The organism is Micromonospora sp. DT31 (genome assembly GCF_049841795.1).
Taxonomy (GTDB): Bacteria; Actinomycetota; Actinomycetes; order Mycobacteriales; family Micromonosporaceae; genus Micromonospora.
Genome location: NZ_JBNCKZ010000012.1, coordinates 14,282 through 28,886, shown reverse-complemented (window position 1 = coordinate 28,886; position 14,605 = coordinate 14,282). Strand labels below are relative to the sequence as shown.

14 protein-coding genes are annotated in these 14,605 nt (G+C 71.3%); 3 read left to right on the top strand and 11 right to left on the bottom strand.

Translation table 11 applies throughout. The features are described 5' to 3' along the window. Positions 1 to 113: 113 nt before the first annotated feature. The 8 genes from ACLQ2X_RS19900 to ACLQ2X_RS19865 form a co-directional block, all read right to left on the bottom strand. Entirely contained in the window at positions 114 to 533 is a 420-nt protein-coding gene (locus ACLQ2X_RS19900) for a metal-sulfur cluster assembly factor (protein ID WP_425682558.1), read from the bottom strand. A gap of 67 nt (positions 534 to 600) precedes the next feature. Then, positions 601 to 1,074: a Fe-S cluster assembly sulfur transfer protein SufU gene (gene sufU, locus ACLQ2X_RS19895; RefSeq protein ID WP_425682557.1), complete on the bottom strand. Its 474-nt coding sequence runs from the start codon at positions 1,072 to 1,074 to the stop codon at positions 601 to 603. Then, complete coding sequence (locus ACLQ2X_RS19890) at positions 1,074 to 2,378, bottom strand: cysteine desulfurase (protein ID WP_425682556.1); 1,305 nt, start codon at positions 2,376 to 2,378, stop codon at positions 1,074 to 1,076. The genes sufU and ACLQ2X_RS19890 overlap by 1 nt, the downstream gene beginning before the upstream one ends. Before the next feature lie 6 nt (positions 2,379 to 2,384). Next, positions 2,385 to 3,158 (bottom strand): Fe-S cluster assembly ATPase SufC, encoded by a 774-nt coding sequence (sufC, locus tag ACLQ2X_RS19885; protein ID WP_425682555.1) that lies wholly within the window; start codon positions 3,156 to 3,158, stop codon positions 2,385 to 2,387. Further along, positions 3,158 to 3,484, bottom strand: a complete 327-nt coding sequence (locus tag ACLQ2X_RS19880; protein WP_425682554.1) for a non-heme iron oxygenase ferredoxin subunit — start codon at positions 3,482 to 3,484, stop codon at positions 3,158 to 3,160. Before ACLQ2X_RS19880 ends, sufC begins: the two co-directional genes overlap by 1 nt. Further along, a complete protein-coding gene (gene sufD / locus ACLQ2X_RS19875; protein WP_425682553.1) occupies positions 3,484 to 4,632 on the bottom strand; it encodes a Fe-S cluster assembly protein SufD in 1,149 nt (382 codons plus the stop codon). The genes ACLQ2X_RS19880 and sufD overlap by 1 nt, the downstream gene beginning before the upstream one ends. A gap of 55 nt (positions 4,633 to 4,687) precedes the next feature. After that, the gene (gene sufB, locus ACLQ2X_RS19870) at positions 4,688 to 6,118 is read right to left on the bottom strand and encodes a Fe-S cluster assembly protein SufB (RefSeq protein WP_425682552.1); all 1,431 of its coding nucleotides are present in this window, start codon (positions 6,116 to 6,118) and stop codon (positions 4,688 to 4,690) included. Next, entirely contained in the window at positions 6,115 to 6,846 is a 732-nt protein-coding gene (locus ACLQ2X_RS19865) for a helix-turn-helix transcriptional regulator (RefSeq protein WP_425682678.1), read from the bottom strand. Before ACLQ2X_RS19865 ends, sufB begins: the two co-directional genes overlap by 4 nt. A 148-nt stretch (positions 6,847 to 6,994) precedes the next feature. Here ACLQ2X_RS19865 and ACLQ2X_RS19860 point away from each other — a divergent pair, with 148 nt between their 5' ends. Both ACLQ2X_RS19860 and ACLQ2X_RS19855 read left to right on the top strand, forming a co-directional pair. Beyond that, the gene (locus ACLQ2X_RS19860; protein WP_425682551.1) at positions 6,995 to 7,939 is read left to right on the top strand and encodes a COX15/CtaA family protein; all 945 of its coding nucleotides are present in this window, start codon (positions 6,995 to 6,997) and stop codon (positions 7,937 to 7,939) included. A 72-nt stretch (positions 7,940 to 8,011) separates the two neighbouring features. Further along, the gene (locus ACLQ2X_RS19855; RefSeq protein WP_425682550.1) at positions 8,012 to 9,679 is read left to right on the top strand and encodes a right-handed parallel beta-helix repeat-containing protein; all 1,668 of its coding nucleotides are present in this window, start codon (positions 8,012 to 8,014) and stop codon (positions 9,677 to 9,679) included. Positions 9,680 to 9,731: 52 nt separating this feature from the next. Here the strand turns inward: ACLQ2X_RS19855 and ACLQ2X_RS19850 are convergent, their stop codons facing one another. The 3 genes from ACLQ2X_RS19850 to ACLQ2X_RS19840 all read right to left on the bottom strand — a co-directional run bounded on the left by ACLQ2X_RS19850 (position 9,732) and on the right by ACLQ2X_RS19840 (position 12,189). Beyond that, positions 9,732 to 10,646, bottom strand: coding sequence for an ATP-grasp domain-containing protein (locus ACLQ2X_RS19850; RefSeq protein ID WP_425682549.1), 915 nt, complete (start codon positions 10,644 to 10,646; stop codon positions 9,732 to 9,734). Between the two features lie 10 nt (positions 10,647 to 10,656). Then, complete coding sequence (locus ACLQ2X_RS19845) at positions 10,657 to 10,989, bottom strand: hypothetical protein (protein WP_425682548.1); 333 nt, start codon at positions 10,987 to 10,989, stop codon at positions 10,657 to 10,659. Between the two features lie 240 nt (positions 10,990 to 11,229). Continuing rightward, the gene (locus tag ACLQ2X_RS19840; RefSeq protein ID WP_425682547.1) at positions 11,230 to 12,189 is read right to left on the bottom strand and encodes a heme o synthase; all 960 of its coding nucleotides are present in this window, start codon (positions 12,187 to 12,189) and stop codon (positions 11,230 to 11,232) included. A 264-nt stretch (positions 12,190 to 12,453) separates the two neighbouring features. Between ACLQ2X_RS19840 and tkt the strand changes: the two genes are divergently transcribed. Next, entirely contained in the window at positions 12,454 to 14,592 is a 2,139-nt protein-coding gene (gene tkt / locus ACLQ2X_RS19835; RefSeq protein ID WP_425682546.1) for a transketolase, read from the top strand. Positions 14,593 to 14,605 lie beyond the last annotated feature (13 nt).

Sequence of the window (14,605 nt, the reverse complement as noted above, 5' to 3'; positions counted from 1 at the left end):
GCGCCGCGGGGCCGCCCATCCCCCCCGCGCCGCGGCGGGGTGGCCGGCAACCCCGCTATCCCCGCGGGGGGCGCGCCCCGCCCACGGGGGGCCGCGCCCGCCGGGCGATCTGGTCAGACGTTGAAGCCGAGCGAACGGAGCTGGTCGCGCCCCTCGTCGGTGATCTTGTCGGGGCCCCACGGCGGAAGCCAGACCCAGTTGATCCGGACGTCGCCGACCAGCCCGCCGCCCGGCCCGGTGGTCAACGCCTGCCGGGTCTGGTCCTCGATCACGTCGGTGAGCGGGCAGGCCGCCGAGGTCAGCGTCATGTCCAGGGTGGCGACGTTGTCGTCGCCGACGTGCACGCCGTACAGCAGGCCCAGGTCGACCACGTTGATGCCCAACTCCGGGTCGACGACGTCCTTCATCGCCTCCTCGATGTCGCCGACGGCGGCCTTGCCACCCGTCGGCGCCACCCCACCGGCCGGCGTGGCCGTGTCGTCGGTCGCCACCGCGCCGGTCTCCGGCGTCATGGTGTTCTGGTCCTCGCTCATACCGTCACCTCGTCTCGCTCAGCGCCGGCAGGAGACACCCGCGCACTGTTTCCGATGATCCGCCCGCTCATGCCCGCGTCTGCGGGGTCACGCCCACCCCGGCGCGCGCCGCCGCGTCCTTGAACGCCATCCAGGACAGCAGCGCGCACTTCACCCGGGCCGGGAAACGGGCCACGCCCGCGAACGCCACCCCGTCGCCGAGTACGTCCTCGTCCGGCGTGACCTGACCCCGCCCGGACAGCAACTCGACGAACGCCTCGTGCACATGCGCGGCGTCGCTGGCCGCCCGACCCCGCAGCAGCTCGTGCAGGATGCTCGCCGACGCCTGGCTGATCGAGCAGCCCATCCCGTCGTACGAGATGTCGGTGAACACGGTGCCGTCGGTGGCCACCCGCACGGTGATCTCGTCGCCGCAGGTCGGGTTGACGTGGTGCGCCTCGCCGACCCGGGCCGCCGGATCGCCCGCCTCCCGCAGGCCGCGGCCGTGCGGATGCTTGTAGTGATCCAGGATGATCTCCTGGTAGAGGGATTCCAACTGCATCAGTCGAACACCTTCCGCACCCGTTCCAGACCCGCCACCAGGGCGTCGATCTCCGCGGTGGTGGTGTAGAGGTAGAACGACGCGCGCGTCATGGCCGGAACGCCGAAGCGGCTGCACACCGGCTTGGCGCAGTGATGTCCCACCCGCACCTGCACGCCGAGCGAGTCGAGCACCTGGCCGACGTCGTGCGGGTGCACGTCACCGAGGGCGAAGGAGATCGTCCCGCCACGGCCCACCGGGACGGTGGGGCCGAAGATCCGCAACCCGGGGACGGTGGCGAAGGCATCGAGCGCGTACGCGGTCAGTTCCTTCTCGTGCCACTGGATCGCCGGCATCCCGACGCCGGTGAGGTAGTCCACCGCCGCGCCGAGCGCGACCGCCTCGGCGATCGGCGGGGTGCCCGCCTCGAACCGGGCCGGCGGCGCGGCGAACGTCGAGCCCGCCATCGTCACCGTCTCGATCATCGAGCCGCCGCCCAGCACCGGGGGCATCGCGGCGAGCAGCTCGCCCCGGCCCCAGAGCACACCGATGCCGGTCGGGCCGCACATCTTGTGCCCGGTGAACACGATGAAGTCCGCGTCGTAGTCGACCACGTCCATCGGCAGGTGCGGCACCGACTGGGAACAGTCGAGCAGCAGCAGCGCACCCACCTCGCGGACCCGCGCGGTGATGCGCGAGGTGGCGTTCACCGTGCCGAGGATGTTCGACATGTGCACCAGCGACACGATCTTCGTCCGCTCGGTGACCAGGTCGTCCAGGCCGGACTCGTCGAGCCGGCCGTGGTCGGTGACCGGGAACCAGCGCAGCGTCGCGCCGGTGCGCTCCGCGAGCAACTGCCACGGGACGATGTTCGAGTGGTGCTCCATCTCGGAGATCACGATCTCGTCGCCCGGCCCGATGCGGAACCGCGGGTCGGCGTCCGGGCGCAGCGACGCGTTGGAGAACGCGTACGCCACGATGTTGATCGCCTCGGTGGAGTTCTTGGTGAACACCACCTCGTCCACGCTCGGCGCGTTGATGAACGCGGCGATCTTCGCCCGCGCGCCCTCGTACGCCTCGGTCGCCTCGGTGCCCAGCGTGTGCACCGAGCGCGACACGTTGGCGTTGTGCATCGCGTAGTGCTCGGCGAGCACGTCGAGCACCTGCCGCGGCTTGTGTGAGGTGTTCGCGCTGTCCAGGTAGACCAGCGGATGGCCGTTGACCTCCCGGGCCAGGATCGGGAAGTCGGCCCGCACCGCCGCCACGTCGAAACGCGGCACGTCGTCGTACTGCGGCATGCCCGCCGGGATGGCCATCGAGGTCATGACAGGTCAGGCCCGCGCCGCGCCGGCTCCGGCGACGTACCGCTCGTAGCCCTCTTCCTCGAGCCTGTCGGCCAGCTCCCGGCCGCCCTGCTCGACGATCCGGCCGGCGACGAACACGTGCACGAAGTCCGGCTTGATGTAGCGCAGGATGCGGGTGTAGTGGGTGATCAGCAGCAGACCGGTGTCGCCGGTGTCACGGACCCGGTTCACGCCCTCGCTGACCACGCGCAGCGCGTCCACGTCCAAGCCGGAGTCGGTCTCGTCGAGGATGGCGATCTTCGGCTTGAGCAGCTCGAGCTGCACGATCTCGTGCCGCTTCTTCTCGCCGCCGGAGAAGCCCTCGTTGACGTTGCGCTGGGCGAACGCCGGGTCCATCTGGAGGCGCTCCATGGCGCCGCGCAGCTCGCCGCCCCAGGTGCGCAGCTTCGGCGCCTGGCCGTCGATGGCGGTCTTGGCGGTACGCAGGAAGTTGGCCACCGACACGCCGGGGACCTCGACCGGGTACTGCATGGCCAGGAACAGGCCGGCGCGGGCGCGCTCGTCGACGGACATGGACAGCACGTCCACGCCGTCGAGGGTCACCTCGCCGCCGGTGATCTCGTACTTGGGGTGACCGGCGACCGAGTACGCAAGCGTGGACTTGCCGGAGCCGTTCGGGCCCATGATGGCGTGCGTCTCACCGGAGCGCACGGTCAGGTCGACCCCGTGCAGGATCGGCTTGAGCTCACCCTCGGGCAGCTTGACCGACACCTTCAGGTCGCGGATCTCCAGGGTGCTCATTATCGGGTCACTCCATTGCTCGGCGTCATGCTGACGTAGATCTCGCCGTCGCGGACTTCGACGGGATAGACGGGTACGGGTTCGGTCGCGGGCAGGCCGGTGGGCTCACCGGTACGGAGGTCGAAACGGGAACCGTGCAGCCAGCATTCCAGCGTGCACCCGTCGACCTCGCCCTCGGAGAGCGCCACGGCGGCGTGCGAGCACTCGTCGTACACGGCGTAGAAGCGGTCGTCCTCGGCGTGCACGACGGCGAGCCGGGTGCCGTCCACGTCGGCGCTGACCACGGTGCCCTTCGGCACGTCCTCGGTCGAACAGATCCTGATCATCAGGCGCCGGCCTTCGCCAGCCGGGCCTCGATCGCCTCGCCGAGCTGCTCGCGCAGCTCCTCGACCGGGATCTTGTTGATCAGCTCGGCGAAGAACCCGCGCACCACCAGGCGCCGCGCCTCGCCCTCCGGGATGCCCCGGGCCATCAGGTAGAACAGCTGCTCGTCGTCGAACCGGCCGGTCGCGCTGGCGTGGCCGGCACCGGCGATCTCGCCGGTCTCGATCTCCAGGTTGGGCACGGAGTCGGCCCGAGCGCCGTCGGTGAGCAGCAGGTTCCGGTTGATCTCGTACGTGTCGGTGCCGGTCGCCTCGGCACCGATCAGCACGTCGCCGACCCACACGGTGTGCGCGTCGTCGCCCTGCAACGCGCCCCGGTAGCTGACGTAGCTGCGGCAGTCCGGCACGGTGTGGTCGACCAGTTGCCGGTGCTCCAGGTGCTGGCCGGCGTCGGCGAAGTAGACGCCGTACAGCTCGGCCTCGCCACCGCGCTGGGTGTACTCCACCGAGGTGTACTGCCGGACCAGGTCACCGCCGAGGCTCACCTGCACGTGCACGATCTTGGCGTCCCGGCCCAGCCGCACCTTCAGGTGCTGCGCCTGCACCGCGTCGTCGGCCCAGTCGGCGATCGTGACCAGGGTCAGCTTCGCGCCGTCGGCCACCGACACCTCGACGTTGTCGGCGAGCGTGCCGGTGCCGACGTGCCGGAGCACGACGACCGACTCGGAGAGCGCACCGACGTCGACGAAGGTGTGCGCGAACGCCACCAGGTCGGACGGGCCGCCGTGCACGGTGACGACCACCGGCTCGGAGACCACCGCCTCCCTGGCCACCTCCACCAGCAGAGAGCTGTCGGCCTCACCGTAGGCGCGCGCGCTGATCCGGTCCATCGGGGTCAGCACGCTGCCACGGCGCGGGTCGTCGTCGGCCATCGTCCCGATGCGGACGCCCTCGGGCAGCTGCCCGTACTCGTGGGCCGGCCAGTGCGCCGACTCGTCGGAGACGGCACCGTCGAGCAGGCCACGCAGGCGCTTGAGCGGGGTGAAGCGCCACTCCTCCTCCAGGCCCGTGAGGGCCGGGAAGTCGGCGACGTCGTACGAGCGGAGCGCCTGCGACTTGGTCGTGGGCGGCGCGGAAGCCTGGGTAGTCATCTCTTCCTTGGTCTGTTCTGCGACGACGGTGTCAGTGGGGCGGGGTCGGCCGGGGTCAGCCGACCGCGCCCTCCATCTGGAGCTCGATCAGCCGGTTGAGTTCCAGCGCGTACTCCATCGGAAGCTCCTTGGCGATCGGCTCGATGAAGCCGCGCACGATCATCGCCATCGCCTCGTCCTCGCTGAGGCCCCGGCTCATCAGGTAGAAGAGCTGGTCGTCGCTGATCTTGGAGACGGTCGCCTCGTGCCCCATCGACACGTCGTCCTCGCGGATGTCGACGTACGGGTAGGTGTCGGAGCGGGAGATCGTGTCGACGAGCAACGCGTCGCACTTGACCGTGCTGCGGCTGCTGTGCGAACCCTCCAGCACCTGCACCAGACCTCGGTAGGAGGTGCGGCCGCCGCCCCGGGCGATCGACTTCGACACGATGGTCGAGGAGGTGTGCGGCGCGGCGTGCACCATCTTGGCGCCGGCGTCCTGGTGCTGGCCCTCGCCGGCCATGGCCACCGAGAGCACCTCGCCCTTGGCGTGCTCGCCGGTCATGTAGACCGCCGGGTACTTCATGGTCACCTTGGAGCCGATGTTGCCGTCGACCCACTCCATGGTGGCGCCCTCGTGGCAGACGGCGCGCTTGGTGACCAGGTTGTAGACGTTGTTCGACCAGTTCTGGATGGTCGTGTAACGGCACCGGGCGTTCTTCTTGACGATGATCTCGACGACCGCGCTGTGCAGTGAGTCGGAGGAGTAGATCGGCGCGGTGCAGCCCTCGACGTAGTGCACGTACGCGCCCTCGTCGACGATGATCAGGGTCCGCTCGAACTGGCCCATGTTCTCGGTGTTGATCCGGAAGTACGCCTGCAGCGGGATGTCCACGTGGACACCCTTGGGCACGTAGATGAACGAGCCGCCGGACCAGACGGAGGTGTTCAGCGCGGCGAACTTGTTGTCGCCGACCGGGATCACCGTGCCGAAGTACTCCTTGAACACGTCCTCGTGCTCGCGCAGCGCGGTGTCGGTGTCCAGGAAGAGGACACCCTGCTCCTCCAGGTCCTCACGGATCTGGTGGTAGACCACCTCGGACTCGTACTGCGCGGCGACACCGGCGACCAGACGCTGCTTCTCCGCCTCCGGGATGCCCAGCCGGTCGTAGGTGTTCTTGATGTCCTCGGGCAGCTCCTCCCAGGAGGTGGCCTGCTTCTCGGTGGACCGCACGAAGTACTTGATGTTGTCGAAGTCGATCCCGGTGAGGTCGGCGCCCCAGGCCGGCATCGGCTTGCGACCGAACAGCCGCAGGCCCTTGAGCCGCAGGTCGAGCATCCAGGCCGGCTCGTTCTTCTTCGCCGAGATGTCCCGCACCACCGCCTCGCTGAGGCCGCGCTGGGCGACCGCACCGGCGGCGTCGGGGTCGGCCCAGCCGTACTCGTAACGACCGAGGGCGGCGAGCTGCTCCTCCTGGGTCAGGGGCTGAACGATCTGCTCGGTCATCTATCTGTCCTCACAGTGGTGACGGTGGAACCGGACTGGGCGGGAATGTGCGTGGTGCACACGCCGTCGCCGTGCGCGATGGTGGCCAGGCGCTGCACGTGGGTGCCGACCAGACGGGAGATCACCGCGGTCTCGGCCTCGCACAGCTGGGGAAACTCGGCGGCCACGTGCGCCACCGGGCAGTGGTGCTGGCAGAGCTGGCCGCCGGAGGCGATCGTGGACGCGTTGGCAGCGTAGCCTTCGGCGGTCAGCGCTCCGGCGAGCGCCTCGGCCCGCGCGATCGGGGCGTCGTCGGCGTGTTCCATGGCCGACCGGCAGCGTGCCTCCAGCGCGGCGACCTGCTCGGCCGCGAACGCCGCGACGGCCTCCGTGCCGCCGGTGCGGGCGATCCACCGCAGCGCGGCGGTGGCCATGTTGTCGTAGTGGTGGGTGCCGCAGCGGCTCCGGGCCGCCTCGGTGAGCGCGAACACCTTGGCCGGGCGGCCCCGACCGCGGCTGCCCCGCACGACCTGCTCGCGGGCGACCACGTCGCCGTCGGCGAGCATCGCGTCGAGGTGCCGCCGGATCGCGGCCGGGCTGAGGCCGAGCGCCGAACCGAGCTGCGCGGCAGTGACGGCGCCCCGCTCCAGCAGGAGCTGGGTGACGCGGTCCCGGGTCGACAGGTCGGCCGGCGTGGACTCCCGCCCGTGGCGACGTGCCGGCCCGCCGTCGGTGACCGGGCCGGTCACCGACGCCTGGGACAGCGCCGACGCGTTTTTCACAACGGCAACGTTACGTAATTCGCCGGTGGGCCGCAAACGCGGGTCCGGTGATTCGGACCACCGGGGTCGCGGAGTCACCCGATCGAGGTCCACTACGGTGCGTAGGATTCGCTCCGTGAAGCGTTCCGTCCGGTTCCCGGTCTCCTCCACGCTGCTGCGCCGTCTCGCGCTCGCCTCGATCATCGCGAACGTCGCGATCGTGGTCACCGGCGGGGCGGTCCGGCTCACCGCGTCCGGTCTCGGCTGCCCCACCTGGCCCCGGTGCACCGACGACTCCTACACCACGACCGCCGAGATGGGCGTGTACGGGGTGATCGAGTTCGGCAACCGGCTGCTCACGTTCGCCGTCGGGATCATCGCGCTCGCCGTGGTGCTGGCCGTGCTCGCGCGCCGACCCCGCCGCCGGGGTCTGCTGCCGCTGGCCGTGGGCGTGCTGCTCGGCATCCCCGCCCAGGCGGTCCTCGGCGGCATCACCGTGCTGACCAACCTCAACCCGTGGGTGGTCGGGCTGCACTTCCTCGCCTCGATGGCGGTCATCGCCGCCGCGTACGCGCTCTGGCGGCGCATCGGCGAACCGGACGGGCCGGTGAGCCCGACCGTGCCGACGCCGCTGCGCACCCTCGCCCGGCTCACCACGGCGGTCAGCGCCTCCGTGCTGGTGGTCGGCACCTGGGTGACCGGCAGCGGGCCGCACGCCGGCGACCACGGCGCGGCACGCAACGGCCTGGACCCGGCGGCCATCTCCCAGGTGCACGCCGACGGCGTCTTCCTGCTCATCGGCCTGTCGGTGGGGCTGTTCTTCGCGTTCCGCGCGATCGGCGCGGAACGCGCCACGCGGGCCGCCGGGGTGCTCCTCGCCGTCGAACTGGGTCAGGGCCTGATCGGCTTCGTCCAGTACTTCACCCACCTGCCCGGCGTGCTCGTCGGCGCGCACATGCTCGGCTCCTGCCTGGTGCTGCTGGCCACGCTCAGCGTGCTCTGGGCGACCCGGGAGCGGCTGCCGGTCGTGCCGCCGGCCCCGGCCGAGCCCACCGCCGAGCCGGTCGGCGCAACCGTCTGAGCGAGGCGTTACCGCACGACGGGAGCGGGAAAGCGGTCCGGGCCACCGACCGCACGCCCGAGGGAGCCCGCCGTGTCACGTAAGAGCCTCGCCACCACCACGCCGCAGCGGCTGACGCCGGTGGCCGGCGCGCCGCTGTGGTGCGACGCCCACGACCACGGGCTCGCCGGTGACGGGGTGACCAACGACCAGCCCGCGCTGGCCGCGCTCGTGGACCGCCTCGGCGCCGGGTACGACGCCGACGGCCGGGCCCGGGTGATCTACTGCCCGCCGGGCCTGTACTCGATCCGCGACGCCGGCACCGTGTGGCGCAGCGGCGTCTCGCTCATCGGCGCCGGGCCGGCCGCGACCCGGTTCCTGCTCAGCAACGAGGGCAACCGGAGCGCGCCGGTCCCGCTCGCCTACTGGACCACCGTGCAGCACGGCGCGGACCGGGACCGGCACATCACCGACTGCACGTTCGCCGACTTCGAGATCGACGGCTCCGGGGTCGCCCAGACCGCCTACGACTACCTGGCCAAGGGGCTGGGCCTGCAGTACGTGGTGCGTGGCGTGTTCCGCAACCTGTACATCCACCACACCGGGGCGACCGGCCTGGGCTGCGACTTCCTCCAGGACAGCCTGATCGACGGGGTGGTCGTGGTCGGCTGCGGCCGGCTGGACAGCGGGGTGCAGATGGGCGGCGCCGGCATCGGCGTCGGCGTCGGCGGGTGGGGCGACGTGGAACGCCTCACCATCACCAACTGCACCACCATCGGCAACGGCACCAACGGGATCTTCCTGGAGTTGCAGAAGGACTACTGGACCCCGCCGCGGGGCATCCGGATCATCGGCTGCCACAGCCAGGCCAACCGGTTCGGCATCTCCGACTGGGGCGCGGACGGGCTGATCGTCTCCGGCTGCACCATGACCAACAACCTGGAGGCCGGCTTCGACGTGTCCGCCAACGGCACCGCCGCGGTGGCCGGGCGAGGTGGCCTGCTGACCGGCTGCGTGGTCGACTCCAACGTCGGCGACGGGATCAGCATGGGCAACACGCCCGGCCCGTACGCGGTGCAGGGCAACCGGATCAGCCGCAACGGCGGTTACGGCTACCACGAGCACGACCTGGGCCACGGCTACGCCGGCGCCGCCGCGGACGTGGTCATCCAGGACAACGACATCCGGGAGAACGCGCTGGACGGCATCCGGATCGACCGGCCGATGCTCGACGCCTCGATCGTCGGCAACCGCATCCGGGACAACGGCCACCGCCGCGCGCCGGCCCACCAGGGCTCCGGCGAGGCGGTGCGCTACGGCCCGCGCGAGGTCACCGACGGCAACGCGGACTGGCCGGCCGGCGGGCACCGGGGCAAGGTGGTCCGGGTCGACAGCCGGGAGGCGGTGGTGGCCGACAACACCGCCGAGCGGCTGTCGCTGGCCGAGGTACGCCCCGACGGCGCGACCGGCTGGAACGAGGCCACCCCGCAGCCCGGCACGGCGTACGAACTGCCGGACGGGCCGCCGGCGACCGGGGGGATCACCATCGCCGCCCCGTTCGACTCGGCCACCGTGCGGGCCAACCGGATCTGGCACCGGGACGCCGACACCCAGACGTACGGGATCTGGGTCACCGAGGCGGGCAGCTGCCTGTCGTGCGTGTTCGAGGACAACGACCTCGCCGGAACCCGGGCAGCCCTGCGGCTGGACACGCCGCCGATCGGCGGACGGTGGGAACGCAACCACAGCGACCGCGACTGAGGAGCCGGGGACGGTCGTCGCCGGTGTCGGCGCGCGGGGCGCACGACACGGGTCAGCGGCGGCCGGCCAGGTGGGTCAGCACCGCGTCGGCGAGGCGGTCCGGCGCGCCGTCGGCGTACCCGACGAACAGGCTCGGCTCGGTCAGTTCCAGTTCGACCAGGACGGGCGCGCCGTCCGGGCCGGGGATCAGGTCCACCCGGGCGTAGAGCAACCGGTCGGCACCGCCCGGGACGGCGGCCAGCACCCGCCCGGCGACGGCACGCTGCTGTGCGGTGGCGGCGCGGGCGTCGATCCGCTCCTCCTTGTAGAGCGCGGCCTCGCCCCGGTCCGGCCCGGTCAGCATGGGCCCCTTTCGGATGGCGTGGCTGAACGCCAGCCCGTCCGGCCCGGCCAGGAACAGCAGCGCGGTCTCCCCCGCGGTGTCCACCGCGCCCAGGTACGGCTGGACCATGGTGACCCGGCCGGCGTCGGAGAGCCGCCGCACGTGCGCCAGGGCCAGCTCACGGTGCTCCGGGTCGGCCAGGTCGTAGCGGCCGGTGTCCTGGCTGCCCGCGCTGACCGCCGGCTTGATCACGTGTTCGCCGGCGGAGGGGGTGGCCCAGCCCTGCCCGGGCGCCACCCACACCGTCGGCACGGTGGGCACCCCCGCGTCCGGCAGCTCGGCCAGGTAGCGCTTGTCGGTGTTCCAGGCGACCACGTCGGCCGGGTTGGCCAGCGCCGGCACGGTACGGGCCCAGGCGACGAACTCGTCGCGGCGCAGCGCGTAGTCCCACGGGGACCGGAGGACGACCAGGTCGTAGCCGGACCAGTCGACGGCCGGGTCGTCCCAGACCGCGATGTCGGTGGCCACACCGCGGGCGGCGAGCGGGTCGAGCGTGAGCCGGTCGTCGGGGTCGAGGTCGGGCAGGGCGGCGCAGGTGACGAGAGCGACCCGGGGTTTCCCCCGGGTCGACTGGTGGTTGGTCATTCGGTCTATGTCAACGGGACATGGTGCGCCGGGCCATCGACCGCCACAGGTCGTTGCTCGGACGCATCTGGTCCATCAGCTCTCGCTCCCACGCGTTCTCGATGTCGACTCCGGCGGTGGCGCACGCCTGCCGCGCGATGTCGGTGCCGTCGGCGAACTGGTCGGCCCACGCGCCGTCGGCGCCCACCAGGACGATCCGCGCGCCGCGCTTGCCGACGTACTCGATGACCGCCTTCGCGCCGCCGTGCCCGGCGGCGAACGACTTGATGCCCGCGACCAGGCCGTTGGGGGCCTGCTCGGCGGTCTTGTCAGCCGTCAGGGTCGTATCGGAACCTTCTGCCATGACGCGAAGCCTAAGCAGACATCCCCTCGGATGTGGGAGAACCATGAACTGAATGTGATGCCAATTACCCGCCGGTTTAAGCGGAACCACAGGTAATTCGCCCGGACTTGTCGCTCATTACCGGACAGAACGGGCCAACGAGATCGTCACAATCTGTCCGGGTTGCACCCGTCCGCGGAAACCGGAAAAAAATTTCTGACCAACCGTGACGACGGCGTGTTCCACCGGCCCGACGAGGGCTCAGATCAGGGCGTCCAGGGCGACCGCGGCGAACAGGATGGTCAGGTAGGTCGTGGACCAGTGGAACAGCCGCATCGGCTTCACCGCCTCGCCACGCGTCGCGCGCCGGCACAGCTTGTGCGCCTCGACCACGAAGATGCCACCGACCACAAGCGCGGTCACCCCGTAGATCGGGCTCATGCCGAGCGGCCACACCGCCAGCGAGGAGAGCAGCGTCAGCCAGGAGAAGCCGATGATCTCGGCGTTGACCCGGCGGACCGAGGCCACCACCGGCAGCATCGGGATGCCGGCCCGTGCGTAGTCCGCCTTGTACTTGATGGCCAGCGCGTAGAAGTGCGGCATCTGCCAGAAGAAGACCACCGCGAACAGGCCCCACGCGGCCGGCGACAGCGAGCCGGTGACCGCGGCCCAGCCGATCAGCACCGGCGCGGCTCCGCAGACCCCGCCCCAGAACGTGTTGGCGGCCGTGGTGCGCTTGAGCCACATCGTGTAGACGACGTCGTAGTAGACGATCGCGGCGAGCGTCAGCCCGGTCGCCAGCCAGTTGGTGGTGACCGCCATCAGGGCCACCGACACGACCGCGAGGACCAGCCCGAAGATCAGCGCGCTGCGCGGCGACACGGTGTGCGCGGGCAGCGGCCGGCGCTTGGTCCGCCGCATCAACTGGTCGATGTCCCGGTCGATGTAGCAGTTGAGCACGCTGGCCGCCCCGGCGGCGAGCGAGCCGCCGACAAGCACCACGGCCACCAGCCAGAGCGACGGCATCCCGCCGTGCGCGAGCATCATCGCCGGCACGGTGGTGACCAGCAGCAGCTCGACGATCCGCGGCTTGGTCAGCGCCACGTACGCCGCCACCACGGCGCGCACGTCCCGCCGACCGCCGACCGCCACCTCCGCCACCGTGGCCACCGGCGGCTGCCCGGCAGGATTGCTGACGGGGCGCTCGGTGATCATGCTCACGGATTGCCACCTTCCGGCATCGGCGGGGGGAGGTCGTTCGGCCCGGACCCGTGCAGGTCCACACACCGACCCACACACTACGCGGCGTCGTTTTGCCTGCCCCGCAGACCCGGCAACGGTGCGAGCCGTCACACCTGGGGTTGAACGCGCGGCAGCGCGGAATCCGTACAGAACAGCATGCTGAGATCCGCGAGCGGACGTTTAGGGTCGCTCGATAGGGTCATCAGTGAGGGTTCCGCCCATCTGCCGAGGAGCACAACCACTGTGGCTGCCAACCGACCCGAGCTTCCCGAACTCAACTGGTCCGACCTCGACCGCCGGGCCGTGGACACGGTCCGCGTGCTGGCCATGGACGCCGTGGAGAAATCCGGTAACGGCCACCCCGGTACGGCGATGAGCCTCGCCCCGGCGGCCTACCTCCTCTTCAACCGGGTCATGCGGCACAACCCGGCCGACCCGAACTGGCCCGGCCGGGACCGGTTCGTGCTCTCCGCCGGGCACTCCAGCCTGACGCTCTACATCCAGCTCTTCCTCTCCGGCTACCCGCTGGCCCTGGACGACCTCAAGGCGCTGCGCCAGTGGGGCTCGCTCACCCCGGGCCACCCGGAGCACGGCCACACCCCGGGCGTGGAGACCACCACCGGTCCGCTCGGCCAGGGCCTCGGCAACGCGGTCGGCATGGCGATGGCGGCCCGCCGCGAACGCGGCCTGTTCGACCCGGAGCCGGACCGGGCCGACTCCCCGTTCCGCCACGACGTCTGGTGCATCGCCTCCGACGGTGACATCGAGGAGGGCATCAGCCACGAGGTCAGCGCGCTCGCCGGCCACCAGCAGCTCGGCAACCTCTGCCTGATCTACGACGACAACGAGATCTCGATCGAGGACGACACCCGGATCGCCAAGAGCGAGGACGTGGCGGCCCGCTACGAGGCGTACGGCTGGCACGTGCAGACCGTCGACTGGCGCAGCGGCGACGCCGACCAGGGCGACTACCACGAGGACGTGGCGGCGCTGTACCAGGCGCTGCTGGCCGCCAGGGCGGAGACCGACAGGCCGTCGTTCATCGCGCTGCGCACCATCATCGGCTGGCCCGCGCCGAACAAGCAGAACACCGGCAAGGTCCACGGCTCGGCGCTCGGCGCGGACGAGGTGAAGGCCACCAAGGAGATCCTCGGCTTCGACCCGCAGGTCACCTTCCAGATCGACGAGGAGGTGCTCGCGCACGCCCGCCAGGTGCTCGAACGCGGTGCGCAGGCGCAGGCGGAGTGGGACACCCGGTTCGACGCCTGGGCGCAGGCCAACCCGGAGCGAAAGGCGCTGTGGGACCGGATGGCCACCCGCACCCTCCCGCAGGGCTGGACCGACGCGCTGCCCACCTTCGACGCGGACGCCAAGGGCGTCGCCACCCGGGCCGCCTCCGGCAAGGTCCTGGAGGCGCTGGCCCCGGTGCTGCCCGAGCTGTGGGGCGGCTCGGCCGACCTGGCCGAGAGCAACAACACCACGATGAAGGGCGAGCGGTCGTTCGTCCCGGCGGCGCACGCCACCAAGGACTTCCCGGGCGACGAGTACGGCCGCACGCTGCACTTCGGCATCCGCGAGCACGGCATGGGCGCGATCCTCAACGGCATCGCCCTGCACGGCGGGACCCGCCCGTACGGTGGCACGTTCCTGGTGTTCAGCGACTACATGCGCCCGGCCGTGCGGCTGGCCGCGTTGATGAAGCTGCCGGTGACCTTCGTGTGGACGCACGACTCGATCGGTCTCGGCGAGGACGGCCCGACCCACCAGCCGATCGAGCAGCTGACCGCGCTGCGGGCCATCCCCGGGCTGGACGTGGTCCGTCCGGCCGACGCCAACGAGACGGCGTGGGCGTGGCGGCAGGCGCTGGAGCACACCGACCGGCCCACCGCGCTGGCGCTGAGCCGGCAGGCGCTGCCCACGTTGGACCGCACCGACCTGGGCCCCGCCGAGGCCACCGCCAAGGGCGGGTACGTGCTGGCCGAGGCATCCGGCGGCAAGCCGCAGGTGATCCTGGTCGGCACCGGCTCCGAGGTGCAGCTCTGCCTCACCGCCCGGGAGCGGCTGGAGGCCGACGGCACGCCCACCCGGGTCGTCTCGATGCCCTGCCAGGAATGGTTCTTCGCGCAGGACGAGGCGTACCGGGAGTCGGTGCTGCCGCGCGGGGTAAAGGCACGGGTGAGCGTGGAGGCGGGCATCGCGATGTCCTGGCGGGCGATCGTCGGGGACAGCGGCGAGTGCGTCAGCATCGAGCACTACGGCGCGAGCGCCCCGCACACCGTGCTCTTCGAGCAGTTCGGGTTCACCCCCGACCGGATCGTGGCCGCCGCGCACGCGGCGCTGACCCGGGTGGGCGACATCACCGGTTTCACGACCGGCAACTGAGGGGAGCGTGGAC

What these genes read in the sequence shown, in the direction of transcription:
- sufU (WP_425682557.1), bottom strand. Translation starts at nt 1,074, where the DNA reads ATGCAGTTGGAATCCCTCTACCAGGAGATCATCCTGGATCACTACAAG.
- ACLQ2X_RS19890 (WP_425682556.1), bottom strand. Translation starts at nt 2,378, where the DNA reads ATGACCTCGATGGCCATCCCGGCGGGCATGCCGCAGTACGACGACGTG.
- ACLQ2X_RS19845 (WP_425682548.1), bottom strand. Translation starts at nt 10,989, where the DNA reads ATGGCAGAAGGTTCCGATACGACCCTGACGGCTGACAAGACCGCCGAG.
- sufD (WP_425682553.1), bottom strand. Translation starts at nt 4,632, where the DNA reads ATGACTACCCAGGCTTCCGCGCCGCCCACGACCAAGTCGCAGGCGCTC.
- ACLQ2X_RS19880 (WP_425682554.1), bottom strand. Translation starts at nt 3,484, where the DNA reads ATGATCAGGATCTGTTCGACCGAGGACGTGCCGAAGGGCACCGTGGTC.
- ACLQ2X_RS19850 (WP_425682549.1), bottom strand. Translation starts at nt 10,646, where the DNA reads ATGACCAACCACCAGTCGACCCGGGGGAAACCCCGGGTCGCTCTCGTC.
- ACLQ2X_RS19900 (WP_425682558.1), bottom strand. Translation starts at nt 533, where the DNA reads ATGAGCGAGGACCAGAACACCATGACGCCGGAGACCGGCGCGGTGGCG.
- sufB (WP_425682552.1), bottom strand. Translation starts at nt 6,118, where the DNA reads ATGACCGAGCAGATCGTTCAGCCCCTGACCCAGGAGGAGCAGCTCGCC.
- sufC (WP_425682555.1), bottom strand. Translation starts at nt 3,158, where the DNA reads ATGAGCACCCTGGAGATCCGCGACCTGAAGGTGTCGGTCAAGCTGCCC.